Annotated in this window: 12 protein-coding genes; 11 read left to right on the top strand and 1 reads right to left on the bottom strand. The window is 36.9% G+C overall.

Going from position 1 to position 15389, the window contains the following annotated elements; all coding sequences use genetic code 11:
* The first annotated feature begins 52 nt into the window (after positions 1–52).
* The 9 genes from BUL40_RS10160 (at position 53) to BUL40_RS10120 (ending at position 11873) form a co-directional block, all read left to right on the top strand.
* Complete coding sequence (locus BUL40_RS10160) at positions 53–814, top strand: hypothetical protein (RefSeq protein ID WP_080319171.1); 762 nt, start codon at positions 53–55, stop codon at positions 812–814.
* A 117-nt stretch (positions 815–931) separates the two neighbouring features.
* A complete protein-coding gene (locus BUL40_RS10155; RefSeq protein ID WP_176465472.1) occupies positions 932–2170 on the top strand; it encodes an LVIVD repeat-containing protein in 1239 nt (412 codons plus the stop codon).
* Between the two features lie 118 nt (positions 2171–2288).
* Positions 2289–4772, top strand: coding sequence for a type I DNA topoisomerase (topA, locus tag BUL40_RS10150; protein ID WP_080319169.1), 2484 nt, complete (start codon positions 2289–2291; stop codon positions 4770–4772).
* 23 nt (positions 4773–4795) lie between these two features.
* On the top strand, positions 4796–5953 hold the full coding sequence (locus tag BUL40_RS10145) for a formimidoylglutamase (protein WP_010518279.1): 1158 nt from the start codon (positions 4796–4798) through the stop codon (positions 5951–5953).
* Positions 5954–6075: 122 nt separating this feature from the next.
* Positions 6076–7449, top strand: a complete 1374-nt coding sequence (gene porK, locus BUL40_RS10140) for a T9SS ring complex lipoprotein PorK/GldK (protein ID WP_010518280.1) — start codon at positions 6076–6078, stop codon at positions 7447–7449.
* A gap of 79 nt (positions 7450–7528) precedes the next feature.
* Entirely contained in the window at positions 7529–8182 is a 654-nt protein-coding gene (gene porL / locus BUL40_RS10135; protein ID WP_010518282.1) for a type IX secretion system motor protein PorL/GldL, read from the top strand.
* Positions 8183–8233: 51 nt separating this feature from the next.
* A complete protein-coding gene (gene porM, locus BUL40_RS10130) occupies positions 8234–9802 on the top strand; it encodes a type IX secretion system motor protein PorM/GldM (protein WP_080319168.1) in 1569 nt (522 codons plus the stop codon).
* A 13-nt stretch (positions 9803–9815) separates the two neighbouring features.
* Positions 9816–10721: a type IX secretion system ring subunit PorN/GldN gene (gene porN / locus BUL40_RS10125; protein WP_010518285.1), complete on the top strand. Its 906-nt coding sequence runs from the start codon at positions 9816–9818 to the stop codon at positions 10719–10721.
* Between the two features lie 96 nt (positions 10722–10817).
* Positions 10818–11873: an NAD(P)/FAD-dependent oxidoreductase gene (locus BUL40_RS10120; protein WP_176465471.1), complete on the top strand. Its 1056-nt coding sequence runs from the start codon at positions 10818–10820 to the stop codon at positions 11871–11873.
* Here the strand turns inward: BUL40_RS10120 and BUL40_RS10115 are convergent.
* A complete protein-coding gene (locus BUL40_RS10115) occupies positions 11870–12277 on the bottom strand; it encodes a DUF983 domain-containing protein (RefSeq protein WP_080319280.1) in 408 nt (135 codons plus the stop codon). The genes BUL40_RS10120 and BUL40_RS10115 overlap by 4 nt on opposite strands.
* 65 nt (positions 12278–12342) lie before the next feature.
* Between BUL40_RS10115 and BUL40_RS10110 the strand changes: the two genes are divergently transcribed.
* Both BUL40_RS10110 and BUL40_RS10105 read left to right on the top strand, forming a co-directional pair.
* Positions 12343–14250 (top strand): ABC-F family ATP-binding cassette domain-containing protein, encoded by a 1908-nt coding sequence (locus tag BUL40_RS10110; RefSeq protein WP_080319166.1) that lies wholly within the window; start codon positions 12343–12345, stop codon positions 14248–14250.
* Positions 14251–14399: 149 nt separating this feature from the next.
* Complete coding sequence (locus BUL40_RS10105; RefSeq protein WP_080319165.1) at positions 14400–15287, top strand: leucine-rich repeat domain-containing protein; 888 nt, start codon at positions 14400–14402, stop codon at positions 15285–15287.
* Positions 15288–15389 lie beyond the last annotated feature (102 nt).

Raw genomic sequence — 15389 nt, 5'->3', positions numbered from 1 at the left:
ATTTTATTTAACGTTATACTCTAAATTTACAATCAACCAATAACTTAAAATTATGAATTTAGAACAGCTTAAAGCTGCAATTGCAAGAAGTCCAGAACTTAGTTTTGGCGATATCTTTAGTAAGTCTACCGAATTATTTAAAAAAGTTTGGGTACAAGGTCTGGTTACCTTGTTGCTGATGATGGTTTGTATGATGCCATTTTATTTAATAATCTACGTACCACTCATGCTTACGGGTATGGCAGATCCCCAAGCTTTTCAGCAAGAAGAACCACCTGTGGGTATGATGATTGTTTTTTTTCTGCTTTATCCTATTTTAATCTTAGGTGTCTTAACTATAAGTAATAGTTTAATGGCCTCTTTTTATGACATCTGTAAGCGAAAAGACCTAGATGAAATGGGTGCGGAGCAATACTTTAAATATTTTAAAAAACCACATCTTCAAAAATCCTTTGTACTAGGTTTGTATGGCTTAGGATTAAGTATCTTGGGAATGTTGGCGTGTGGTCTGGGTATGTTCTATGTAATGGTGCCTGTGTCTTTGTTTCCGGTATTTATGGCCTTTAATCAAGAGCTTAGTGCAAAAGAAATAGTATCGGCAAGTTTTGCGCTGGGTAATAAGAACTGGTTAACCATTTTTGGTCTAATTCTAGTATGTGGTTTTCTAGCCAATTTAGGTTTAATATTGTGTATAGTGGGAGTGTACTTTACGGCTATGTTCGCAAAGATTCCTATGTATTATGTGTATAAAGATAGTTTAGGGTTTACAGAGCAAGGTGCTGAAACGGGATCTGGTTTTATAAGTAACTCTTAAACTAATTAGAATATATTTAGAAGTGCGTGCGTGTTGCTATTTATGCAGTGCGCACGCAACTTTTTTGTGGCTACTTCATCTAATTGGCAAACAGTCAATAAATTAAAAACCATTGCCATGAAAAGATTCTTGTTTTTGCTAGTACTTATTAATAGTACCCTTTTTATTAGTTGTAACGATGATGATGAAAGTGAATACGCAGATTATATTGTTGCAACTCCGTTGTTAGTTAACAAAGCGGAATTACGTGCAAGTGTTACCGTTACAGCACCTATACCTACGGAAACGTCTGGTAAGATTTATGCTTACAACGACTATATTTTTATTAACGAAAAATACAAAGGTGTGCATATTATTGATAATTCCAATCCAGAAAACCCGTCTAAAATTGGTTTCATTACAATTCCTGGCAATGTAGATATTTCGGTAAAAGACAATTTTCTCTATGCAGACAGTGTGGTAGACCTGGTAGTTCTGGATATTTCCAATAGTGATGAGATTAAAGAAGTTAATCGGTTAGAGAATGCCTTGCCGAACAATGTGGTTTGGCCTATCGCGGAAATTTATGAGTATGCACAGGTAGATTACGAAAATCAGTATATCATAGGTTGGGAAACTAAAATAGAGCGTAGAAAGATAGAAGAGGTTGGAGGTCCGGATATCTTTTTGGAAGCAGATGCTATTGCTAACCAATCTGGTGGCAATACTGGTCAAGGCGGTTCTTTGGCTCGTTTTAAGATTGTAGATGAATATCTATATGCTGTAGACAGTCATAATATCAACGTTTTTAATATTTCTAATTTAAATGCTCCGGAAAAATTGAATCCAATTTATGCTGGGTTTGATATAGAAACCATTTTTAACAAAGGAGATTACTTGTACCTAGGTAGTATGCAAGGCATGTTCATTTATAATCTTAATGATCCTGCTATGCCTAGTTATGTTTCAGAGTTTAGACATGGTACGGCTTGTGACCCTGTTGTGGTTGATGATAACTATGCCTATGTTACCTTAAGAGGAGGAAATTTTTGCGGTGCAACAGAAAGTGGGCTCTACATTGTAGACCTAGCCAATATAGAAGCCCCAGAATTAAAAGTAATGTACCCTATGGATGAACCCTATGGCTTAGGAATAAAGGGAAATCAGCTATTTATTTGTGATGGTGCGTCTGGATTAAAAGTATATGATACCTCTAGGGTGCCCGATCTGCCGCAATTAAATCATTTCAAAGACATAGTTACTTTTGATGTTATCCCTTTAGAAGAGCAGCTTTTAATGGTAGGTGATGGGGTGTTGTATCAATATACCTATACAGCTAACAATATAAAATTATTGAGCGAGTTTAGGCTAAACTAAAACAAGATTTTAAAACTATTTTTCTATCCCGCTTACCGCAGGATATTTTTTGGATAGGCGCTAGGGTAAGGGTCAAATCAAAAAATTCATATACTTTTGTTGCAACAAACCCACGTTAATGCCAAAGAATTTAGTAATAGTAGAGTCCCCCGCCAAGGCGAAGACCATAGAGAAATTTTTAGGGAAAGATTATCAAGTAGAATCCAGTTTTGGGCATATTGCCGATTTGCCCTCTAAAGAATTGGGAGTAGATGTTGATAAAGATTTTACCCCAAAATATGTGGTGGATAAGGACAAGAAAGCTCTTGTTAAGAAATTGAAAGATTTGGCTAAAAAGGCAGAGATTATATGGCTTGCAAGTGATGAGGATCGCGAGGGAGAAGCCATATCTTGGCATTTGGCAGAAGAGTTGGGTTTAGAGCAAAAAAAGACAAAAAGAATTGTTTTTAACTCTATTACAAAATCGGCAATACAAAGGGCAATTCAAAATCCAAGAGAAATCAACTACAACTTGGTTAATGCCCAACAAGCACGTAGGGTTTTGGATCGTTTGGTGGGTTACCAATTGTCTCCGGTACTTTGGAAAAAAATTAAGCCGGGCCTTTCTGCGGGTAGGGTACAGTCTGTTTCTGTTCGTTTAATTGTAGAGAGAGAAAGAGAAATAGAAGCTTTTGCTCCAGAGGCATCTTATAAAATAAAAGCTGAATTTAAAACACAAGAAGGTGTTGCTTTTGATGCAAAACTAAATAAAAGCTTCGGCTCTAAGGAAGAAGCACAAGCCTTTTTGAATAATAATATAGGTGCGGATTTTAAGGTAGCCAAATTAGACACCAAGCCGGCCAAAAAATCACCGGCGGCACCGTTTACCACTTCTACTTTACAGCAAGAGGCTTCTAGAAAACTATATTTTTCCGTAGGGCGTACCATGCAAGTTGCACAACGGTTGTATGAGGCGGGTCTTATTACCTATATGAGAACCGATAGTGTAAATTTGTCTAAAGAAGCACTAGACGCCGCAAAGGATGCAATTGTTTCCAATTACGGTGAAAAATATAGCGAGGTGCGCAGTTATACAGGTAAGGCCAAAGGGGCTCAAGAGGCGCACGAGGCTATTAGGCCCACAGATATGAAGCTCCAGAGCCCATCTTTAGAGCGGGATCAGGCAAAATTATACGAACTAATTTGGAAACGTACATTGGCATCGCAAATGAGTGATGCACAGTTAGAGCGTACCAATGTAAAAATTGCCGCTAGTAGCCATGACGAAGAATTTACTGCCAATGGCGAGGTGGTTAAGTTTGACGGCTTTTTAAAAGTGTATTTAGAAGGTGTAGACGAAGAGGATGTAGCGGAAGAGCAAGAAGGGATGTTGCCGGCCATGAAGGTGAATGAGGTTTTAAATAACACATACATCTCTGCAACGGAACGCTTTACTAGGCCTCCCTACAGGTACACGGAGGCGTCCTTGGTTAAAAAATTAGAACAATTAGGTATTGGTAGGCCATCTACTTACGCGCCAACTATCTCTACCATACAAAACAGGGGTTACGTAGAAAAAGGTACGGTAGAAGGTGCGGAACGTAACTATACGCAATTGGTATTAGAAAATGGAAAAGTTACTGCCAAGGAGTTAACGGAAACCGTCGGGTCTGATAAAGGTAAGTTGGTGCCTACGGATATAGGAATGATTGTGAATGACTTTTTAGTTACCAATTTTTCTAAAATATTAGATTACAACTTTACTGCACAGTTAGAAGAAGACTTTGATGAAATTGCTGCAGGTGAAGAAGATTGGAAAAAAGTAATGAAGGCTTTTTATGAAGATTTTCATCCTACGGTAGAAGACGTAGAAGAGAACGCGGAGCGTGCCAGTGGTGAGCGTATTTTAGGTAAAGATCCAGAATCTGGAAGGCAAGTATCCGTAAGGTTGGGTAGATTTGGGCCTATGGTGCAGATCGGAACTGCAGAAGAAGAAGAAAAACCGCAATTTGCTAGTTTACTTCCAGAACAGTCTTTAACAACAATAACCTTTGAAGAAGCAATGGAGCTTTTTCAACTACCTAAAAAGTTAGGGGTATATGAAGGGGAAGAAGTAGAAGCCAACGTAGGTAGATATGGCCCTTATGTAAGGTTTGGTAAAAAGTTTATCTCATTGGAAAAGGGCGAAAGTGCTTTTGATGTAGATATGGATAGGGCAATAGAGCTAATAAAGGCAAAGCAGAAGGCAGATGCTCCTATTGCCACCTATAAGGGAACAGATGTGACCAAAGGTGTAGGTAGGTTTGGACCCTTTATTAAATGGGATGGTATGTTCATAAATGTGAACAAGAAATACGACTTTGATAACTTGAGTAAAGCGGATATTGAAGAATTAATAGAGGCTAAGATTCAAAAAGAAAAAGATAAGCTAATCCAAGAATGGCCAGAAGAGGGCATACGTATAGAAAAGGCCAGATGGGGTAGGCATAATGTTATCAAAGGCAAAATTAAGGTAGAGCTATCTAAAGATGTTGATGTTTCCAAAATAGATTTGGAAGAGGCAAAAGCATTAATTGAAAAGAAGACGCCAAAGAAAAAGACAAGAAAAACAAGTAAGAAATAAATTAACTATAAACGAATAGGTATATGGCATTTGATTTTTTAGTGCCCGTAAGTGAAAAGGTAATGGCATTTACGGAATTTCTACCGCCCCAAGCACTAGGAAAGAATATTCATAAACATACCGAAAAGAAAGGTTTGCCCGTTTTTGCCAATGCTACTGTTGCATTGTTTGGTGTGCTAGAGTCTAGAAACGCCTTTGAAAAAAAGAATGCCAAATTAGATATAGATGGTCTCCGGTTAGAAATATACCGTCTTATGATGGGTAACTGGAATGGAACTATCATAGATATAGGAGATATCCAGGAGGGAGAAAGTGTAGAAGATACCTATTTCGTGGTTCGTGAAATAGTTGCGGGCCTATTAGAGGAAAATATCATTCCTATTATTTTGGGAGCTACCCAAGATTTAATATTTCCGGTTTATCGTGCTTTTGATAATATCAAAAACATGATAAATATTGCCAATGTAGATTGTAAGTTTGATTTTGGTATGGATGATGAACTAATATCATCAGAATCATACATGAGTAAAATCATTACAGATAAACCCAATAACTTATTCAATTTTTCAAATCTAGGGTTTCAGAGCTATTTTAACGCACAAGAAGAGATGGATCTTATGGAACGTCTATTTTTTGATGCCTATAGACTGGGAGAAATAAGCCATAATATTACCCTGGCAGAGCCCGTGTTGCGTAACGCCCATTTGGTAAGCATAGATATGAAATCGGTTAGGGCATCAGAAATGGGGGCTACAGCTAACTTTTCGCCCAATGGTTTTGATGGTAAAGAAATTTGCGCAATTGCCCGCTACGCTGGCCTTAGCGATAAAGTGTCCGTTTTTGGTATCTATGAAATGGAAAATTCTACCTTATCTCATCGCCTAATTGCGCAAATGGTATGGTATTTCATGGAGGGGTTAACGTTTCGTATTCTAGAAACTCCTAGTTCTGATAATGAAGACTTTACCAAATTTACCGTACCTACAGACGCAGAAGAACTTATCTTTTTTAAAAGCCATGTCACGGAAAGATGGTGGGTAGAAGTGCCATCTATTTTAATGGAGCATAATAAATCCAATTCCGTGGCGTTATTACCTTGCACTCAACAGGATTATTTGGACGCATGTAATCAAATGATTCCGGAGAGATGGCTAAAAGCCTTCAAGAAAGGCTTAAACTGAACAATAAAATTTTTTGACACATATTCTGCAATTGCACAATAAAATATTCAAAATCAAGTTTTGAGAGTATGAAATTGTGTTATGCAGTTTATAAATCTTAAATCGAAAATTTAACCTAAAGTATGAGAAAGCTATTGTTATCATCTCTAGCGCTTGTTTTTTTACTTACCAGTTGTGGTTCTAAATCAAGGTCAAAAGGTGAATTAGTTGGTGTGAAAGGGAAGAAATGGTATCCCGAGAAGCCCTATGGTATGGAATTAATACCAAGAGGATCCTTTATAATGGGTAAAGCAGAAGAGGACCAGGCAAAGGTGTTGAACGCACCAACAAGAACCGTTACCGTAAGGTCTTTCTACATGGACGATACTGAAATTACCAACAGTGAATACCGTCAGTTTGTAGAGTGGGTAAAAGACTCCGTAGCAAGAACTAAACTTGCTATTTTAGCAGAAGAGCTAGGTCTAAGTCCAGAAGATGATGGTACTATTGGCGAGTACGCATTTGCCAGTGCCGATACAACTAAACTTTCTGTTTGGGAAAAATACAAATTAGACAATTTTATTGGTGGTGATGGTTATGAGGCGTATGCTTTGAACAAGGATATAGACCTTATTTGGGATACCAACGACTATCCAGATGAGTACTATGCAGAGATAATGGATTCGCTTTATTTGTCTGAAGAAGAAACTTATAACGGTCAGCGTTCTTTAGATGTTAAACAGTTAAAGTATAAGTACAACTGGATGGATATTGAAGCGGCTGCAAGATCTAAAAGCGGAAAACGTAGCGATTTCATCAAAAAAGAAGAGTTGAATATTTATCCGGATACAACGGTTTGGATTAGAGACTTTGAGTACTCTTACAATGAACCAATGCATAACGATTATTTTTGGCACGATGCGTACAGTGATTATCCTGTAGTAGGTGTTAACTGGCAACAAGCTAAAGCATTCTGTCATTGGAGAACCAAGTTCAAAAATGATGACCAGAAGAGTAGAGGTAAGCAGTTTGTGAATCAATTTAGATTGCCAACCGAAGCGGAATGGGAGTATGCAGCAAGGGGCGGTATCGAAGGCGGTACGTATCCATGGGGTGGTCCTTACGTAATTAGTGATACAGGTTGTTTTATGGCAAACTTTAAGCCACAACGTGGAGATTATGCAGCGGATGCAGCATTATATACGGTAGAGGCTAAATCTTATGAGCCAAACGACTACAACCTTTATAATATGGCCGGTAACGTGTCTGAGTGGACCAACTCTAGCTATGATCCAGGTGCTTACGAGTACGTTTCTACCATGAACCCAAATGCTGGTTCTGGGCAAAACAAAAGAAAAGTAATTCGTGGTGGCTCTTGGAAAGACGTAGCCTACTTCTTGCAAGTAAGTACTAGAGATTATGAGTATCAAGATTCTGCACGTAGTTACATAGGCTTTAGAACCGTACAGGATTATATGGGAGAAGAAGATTCTACCAAAGGAAACAACGGACTATAAACAAGAAAAAGTTTACGAGAACACTAATTTAAACTTGTAACCAAATTCTTTATTTATATAACTTAATTTAATTATCATTATGGCACAGTCAAAATCAACAAAAAAGCTGTTTAACATGGCCTACGGGCTTGGAGCATCGGTAGTAATTATTGGTGCATTATTTAAGATTCTTCACTGGGAGTTCGGTCCTTTAACAGGTGGTTTATTACTAGCTATTGGTCTTATCACAGAAGCATTAATTTTTGCTATCGCTGCGTTTGAGCCAGTAGAAGAAGAATTAGATTGGTCTTTAGTTTACCCAGAATTAGCTGGTGGCGAAACTAAGAAATCTCAAAAAAGAGAAGCTGCAGAAGCAAAAGAATCAGAAGGTATTCTTTCTAAGAAATTAGATGAGATGCTTAAAGAAGCAAATATAGATTCGCAATTATTTAGTAGCCTAGGAGAAAGCATCAAGAGCTTTGAAGGTGCCGCTAAGAACATTGCACCTACTACAGATGCAATACAGCACACTAAAAAGTACTCAGAAGAGTTGTCTCATGCTGCTGCCCAAATGGAATCTTTAAATAGTCTTTACAAAGTACAATTAGAAAGTGCTAGTCGCCAAGCTTCAATTAACGAAGAAGTAGTGCAAAACGCTGGTGCTTTAAAAGATCAAATGGAATCTTTGGCCACAAACCTATCTTCTTTGAATGGTGTATATGGTGGTATGTTGTCCGCAATGTCAAAGAACTAATTAGTTACCAATTATTAACCCCAAATTATTAATTAAAACTAATTAGAAAACATGGCAGGAGGAAAAGCTAGCCCACGTCAGAAGATGATCAACCTTATGTATTTGATCTTCATCGCGATGTTGGCGTTAAACATAGGAAAAGAAGTATTGGCCGCATTTGGTGTAATGAATGAGAAGTTCGAAGCATCAAACGTAAAAGCCAGTGAAAACAACGTAGCCTACTTAGATGGTTTAGCAACTAAAGCTTCTGAAAACGAAGAAGAGTATGCTCCTTTATACCAAAAGGCAACCCAAGTAACAGAATTATCCAATGAGTTCTATAGCTATATAGAAAGCTTAAAAGGAGAAATGTTAGAAGGTTACGAAGATAAAAAGGACTATGAGAAAATGGATAAGTCCGATTTTCTTGATCAAAAATTCTTTGGAGGTGATAAAGTTACCGAAGAAGGTCAAAAGTTCTTAAACTGGGTTAACCGTTACCGTACGGAAGTGGGTAAAGTGTTACCAGAAAGCATGAAGGATATCAAAGAGTCTGTTAATGCACGTTTTGCTACAGGAGACGCTAATGGTAAAGTAGAAAAAAGCGATGGTACCAAAGAAGATTGGTTAAACTATCACTATGAGAGAGTACCTATGGTAGTTTCTTTAACTAAACTTACTGCAATGCAGTCAGACATTAAGTCTACTGAGCAAGATGTATTAAAAGGTCTTTTAGAAGGTAACCTTACTGAAGCTGTTTCTTTAAAGAATTTTGCAACTTCATTGTCTGCTTCTAAATCTGCTTTCTATAGCGGAGAAAAGTATGATGGTAAAATCATTATCTCTAAGACAGACAAAACATCTACACCTGTACGTGCAGAGTTAACTTTAGACGGTAGAAAATTAGTAGCTGATAAAGATTACAAATTAGAAGCTGGGGGTGTAAAAATGTTAATCGGTGCTGGTGGTGCTGGTGACCACACTATAGAAGGTATGCTTTACTTTATGCAAGACGGTAAAGAGATTGAAGTTCCTGTAAACAATACGTTTGCAACTATTTCTAAGCCTAATGCAGCCGTAATTGCAGCAGATAAGATGAATGTTGTGTACCGTGGTGTTGCTAACCCAATGACCATTTCTATACCAGGTATTCCAGATAACAAAGTAAGTGCTTCTGCACCTGGATTAAGAAAAGTGAGCGGTAGTAGATATGTCATGAACCCAGGTACTGGTAGAGAGGTTACAATTAGTGCCTCTGGTGTATTGCCAGACGGACAAAGGATTAGTACTCCTGCTACATTCCGTATCAAAGATATTCCAAGGCCTAGCGGAACAATCCGTGGTGAGGCTGGTAGCGCAAAAATGCCAAGAAGAAACTTAGAGATCTCTACGGTAAGCGCTATGTTAGAAGACTTTGATTTCGATTTAAAATTAGCTGTAAGTGGATTTAAATTTAAAGTTCCTGGACAACCAACTGTTGTTGTAAGTGGTAACAAATTAAACGCTAAAGCCAAGTCTGCACTAAAAAGAGCAGGAAGAGGAGATGCAGTACAAATTTTTGATATCCAAGCATACATTAGCAATAACAAGAGCTATAAGCTTAAGAAAGTATCTCCTGTTGTTGTAGAATTGACAAACTAAAGATAAGAGTAAAATGAATTGGAAAAATGTTTTATTAATCGCTGCGGTTGGTTTATTACCGGTTTCAATGATGGCACAGGCAAACATATTAAATGCCAAAAAACCAGAAGAAATAGGTAAGAAGACCGAGGAGCAGATTGCTCAAGACAATGATGAGCCTTTGGAATATGGTTATGTGGATGATAGGGATATCCTTTGGTCCAAAACAGTATGGGAGGTTATAGATTTAGATGAGCGTGTTAACTTTCCTTTGTATTACCCAACAGATACCGTAGGTATTGGGTCAGACAGAAGGTCTTTATACCATGTTCTAATCAAGAACATTAAAAATGGTAAGTTAACAGATATTTATGCGGATTCTTACTTTACTGAAAAGTTAGACGGTCTAGGAGATCTAGAAGCAACTTTAAAGAAAGTAGATACAACAGATTACGGTTACGAACAATTAAATGCTGGTGAGGAAGTTTCTCAAGAGTACATCAACAGGAGAGAACTAGACGCTGCAGATATTGAGGAGTATCGTATAAAAGGAATCTGGTACTTTGATAAGCGCCAGGGCGAGCTAAAATACCGTTTATTGGGTATAGCTCCTGTTGCTCCAGACGTTAACTTCGTGGACGATGAGTCTGTAGACCCAAATGAGAACAAAGTAGAATTGTTCTGGGTTTGGTATCCAAGTGCTAGACAAATCTTACACAAAGCCAAGGTCTTTAATAATAGGAACTCTGCACAACCTATATCTTTTGATATGTTGCTAAACGCAAGAAGGTTTAATGGGGTTATTTATAAGGAAGACAACGTACATGGAGACCGTGAGATTGATGATTACGTTTTTGACAATGCACTGTTTCAACTGTTAGAAGCTAACAGAATCAAGGAGACTATCCGAGATAGGGAACAGGATATGTGGGCATACTAGTCCATAGATATTTCCAATTCAACAAAACAGAACGCCTTGGTAATTTTACCAAGGCGTTTTTCTTTTTCTAATCGTAGCTACTGTAAATTTGCAGCTATGAAAGATGTGTTGTTGGTAGGTTTAGGATTGGCAGGTATTGCCATGTGCGAGCGTTTGTTAGCTGAAGGTAAAACTTTTGACGTATACGAAAATGGTTCTCAAACCTCCTCCAAAGTAGCCGGTGGTTTGTACAATCCAGTTATACTTAAACGGTTTACCTTGGCATGGAATGCAGACACTCAATTAGCACAAGCTGTTCCATTTTATCAAGCTATAGAAGAAAAGCTTAACATTGCTATAGATGATAAACTAAAAGTACTTAGAAGATTTGCTAGTATTGAAGAACAGAATTTGTGGTTCGAGGCTGCAGATAGACCAAGATTAAAACAACTCTTAAATAATCAAATTCATAAAAATAGAAATGAAGGTATTGCTGCAGATAAGGGATTTGGGGAGGTTTTAAAAACAGGAAAGATTGATACGGCTAACTTGCAACAAGCGTATACTAGTTATTTAGAAGATTTAAATTGTATATCAAGAGCTACTTTTGATTATAATGCGCTCCAGATAAAAGCAGATGCATTTGAATTTAAGGGAACTAACTATAAAAAGATAATCTTTGCAGAAGGATTTGGACTAAAAAAGAATCCTTTTTTCAATTATTTGCCCTTAAATGGAACTAAAGGCGAATTGTTAACTATTAAAGCGCCTAATTTGAAAGAAGAGTCAGTCATAAAATCCTCATGTTTTATTATTCCCTTGGGTGGGGATTATTACCGGGTTGGTGCCACCTATAAATGGAAAGATAAAACAAATGCGCCTACAGAAGCGGCAAAGGAAGAATTAATCACCAAGTTGCGTATGTTTTTAACTTCAGAATTTGAAGTAGTAGACCATGTAGCAGGAATTCGCCCTACGGTTACCGATCGTAGGCCTTTGGTTGGTAGCCATCCCAAGTTTAATAATATGTATGTTTTGAATGGTTTTGGGTCTAGGGGTGTATTATTGGCTCCCTACGCATCGCAGCAATTATTTGATCTCATCTATAAACAATCAAGTTTGAATCCAGAAATAGATATTGCTCGTTTTTCTAAGAAGTATTTTGTGAACTAGGCCGTTACTTGATTGTTGTTTTTTTGCTTGGCAGAACTTGGGTCGTATGAGATAAAAAAGTTAATCCAAATGTTTCTAGACAACCTCATAATTATGGGCATAAAAACTACCAAGGTTGCAATAATGCTAATAAAGGTGTTAATTAGGTTGGCGCCGAAAAATAAATTACTAACTACAAATGCAGCTACGGCAAAAGCAACGCCAACGGCATAACTTACATACATAGCGCCATAAAAAAAGGAGGGCTCTATTTTATATTTGGTATTACAATGAGAACAACGTTCATGCATTTTGAACAAATCGCCCAAAGCGTATGGATTTTTGTTTTCGTACATGCTTTCATTGTGGCATTTTGGGCAACTTCCTGTTAAAATGCTGTAGATTTTAGTGCCTTTTTTTAACATTTGCATTTCTTTGAATCAAAGATAAAAAATCTAATATCCAAAGATTGTAACATTTATCACAAAACATGCTTAACGTACACAACCTATCCGTTTCTTTTGGCGGCGAATATTTATTTAATGAAATAACCTTTAAACTTAGTCCTGGCGACAAGGTGGGGTTAATTGGGAAAAACGGAGCTGGTAAATCTACCATGTTAAAACTGTTAGCAAAAGAGATGCCTTTGGACGAGGGTACTATTGCTACGGATAAAGAGATAAAAATTGGGTTTTTAAAACAAGATATAGACTTTGAACAGGGTAGAACGGTTTTAGAAGAATCTTACCAAGCGTTTGAAGAAATAAAGTTGGTTGAGCAAAAGCTAGAATCTATAAATACGCAATTGGCAGAGCGTACAGATTACGAAAGTGAAGGGTACAACCAGTTAATGATAGATCTAAATGATTATACCCACAGATATGAAATTTTAGGCGGGTATAATTACCAAGGAGATACAGAGAAGGTTTTACAAGGACTTGGCTTTAAGAGAGAGGATTTTGAAAAGCAAACCGAAACTTTTTCTGGGGGATGGCGTATGCGAATAGAATTAGCAAAACTTCTACTTCAAAACAACGATATTTTGCTTTTAGATGAGCCTACCAACCATTTGGACATAGAATCTATTCTTTGGTTAGAAAGTTTTTTAAAAAACTATGTTGGTGCGGTAGTAATTGTCTCTCACGATAAAATGTTTTTGGATAACGTAACCAACAGGACCATAGAAATTTCCCTGGGTAGAATTTATGATTTTAACAAGCCCTATACGCAATACTTAACCTTGCGTTCAGAAATTAAAGAACAACAGCTAAATGCCCAAAAGAATCAAGAGCGAGAGATACAACAGGCAGAGCGTTTAATAGAAAAGTTCAGGGCCAAGTCTAGTAAGGCCTCTATGGCGCAATCTTTGATTAAAAAATTGGACAAGATTGAACGTATAGAAGTAGATCAAGACGATAATAGCGTAATGAACCTAAGATTTCCCATTTCTAAGCAACCAGGAAAGGTGGTTTTGGAAATAACCCAACTAGGGAAAAGTTATGGTGCTAAAAAAGTACTAGAACGGGTAGATTTAATGGTAGAGCGTGGGAGTAAGGTGGCCTTTGTGGGTCAAAACGGTCAGGGTAAAACAACCTTGGCTAAAATTATAGTAGACGAGTTAGATTATACCGGAAACCTAAAATTGGGGCATAATGTAGAACTGGGTTATTTTGCGCAAAACCAGGCAGAATATCTAGATGGTAATAAGACCATTTTAGATACCATGATAGATGCCGCCAATGAATCAAATAGAGCAAAGGTTAGAGATATACTGGGGTCTTTTTTGTTTGGTGGAGACGATGTGGAAAAGCAAGTTAAGGTACTATCTGGAGGAGAAAGAAACAGATTGGCTTTGGCCAAGCTTTTGCTACAGCCTTTTAATGTTCTGGTTATGGATGAGCCTACCAACCATTTAGACATTAAATCAAAAAATGTACTTAAACAAGCCTTGCAGCAGTTTGAGGGTACATTGATACTGGTTTCTCACGATAGAGATTTTCTTCAAGGTTTAACGGATACGGTCTATGAATTCAAAGACGGTAATATAAAACAGTACCTAGGAGATATAGATTATTATCTTGAACAACGTAACGTAGAAGACTTCAGAGCTATAGAGAAAAAAGAGGAATCAATTCCCGAAAAAGTTAAAACAGATTCTGGGGCATTGGATTATAAGCGGCAAAAAAAGATTAAATCCCTAAAGAATAAATTAAGTGCTTTAGAAAAAGAAATTTCAAAGTTAGAGCAGCAAATAGCAGATTATGATCAGGAACTTCTTATGAATTACGATGAAACTATAGCTAAAACTGATTTTTTCGACAAGTACAATGGTTGTAAGAAAAAACTGGAAGATAGTATGTTAGAATGGGAAAACGTCTCCTTAGAATTGGAAAGCTAAAAAATCCTTTCACAACAGGTTTTACTCTTTTTGCCACTTAAAAGCACGTTTTTACAACAATAGAGAAGCTGTTTAACGATTTAATTTGTTGGGGCGGAATACTTACATTTAATTTGTAGGACAATTCTTATGAATTAAACCATACCAACATGAAAATAGCCAAAACTTTATTTCTTTTACTAAGTATTGCATTAGTACCTGTAGCAAGTATTGCTAATACCATTACTAAGGAAGAAAAATCGGCTTTAATAGATTTTTACCAACAAACCAATGGTAAAGAATGGATAACGCCTTGGGATTTAGAAGCTCCCATTGCTACTTGGAAAGGGGTTTTCTTAAAAGATGGGCATGTGGTAGGTTTAAAATTGTTTAACAACAATTTAAAAGGTACAATTCCAAATAGCATTGGAAATTTAGCCCATTTAAAACATTTAAACCTTGCATTTAACAACCTAACGGGTGTCTTACCAAAAGAATTAACTTCTTTAAAGGAATTACGAGTTTTAAAGTTAGAAATGAATAGAATAAAAGGGGCACTTCCAAAAGAGGTAGGTAATCTTACAAATTTGGTGGAGCTTTCTATGTTCAATAATTTTTTAAGTGGCGAAATACCAGAAAGTATTGCACAACTAAAGCAATTAAAAATACTAAACCTTTCTAGTAATAATCTTCGTGGTAGCATCCCTAGTGGTTTTGGAAATTTAACTAAACTGGTTAAGTTGGGTTTATTTGAAAATAATCTAGAAGGTAGTTTACCTGCAGATTTAGGTAAATTGGTTAAACTACAAGAATTAGTTTTGGCCAATAACGATTTAGCTGGAGAGATACCTGCGGAATTTGCCCAACTAAGCAATCTTAAAATTTTACAAATACAGAATAATAAATTCAATGCATACACCGGTTTAGAAGCTATGAATACCAAGCATTTTTTGGTTTTTGATACGGATAGCAAGGATTTATCACCTTATAAAAATTTAGATGTACAAACATTGCCAACAAGAATGGCAGATACCAAGTTTGTAGATGATAATAAGTAGTTAGTTATACTTTAGTTTGTTTGGTTCGGGGGTGCAGAGGTGTGCCCCCTTTTTTTTGTGAAATTATCAGGTGTTAACTTTTTATGAATTTTTTAACCTGTC

Origin of the sequence: Croceivirga radicis (assembly GCF_002072105.2) — a bacterium.
GTDB classification, from domain to species: domain Bacteria; phylum Bacteroidota; class Bacteroidia; order Flavobacteriales; family Flavobacteriaceae; genus Croceivirga; species Croceivirga radicis.
This window is presented reverse-complemented; position numbering and strand designations above follow the sequence as displayed.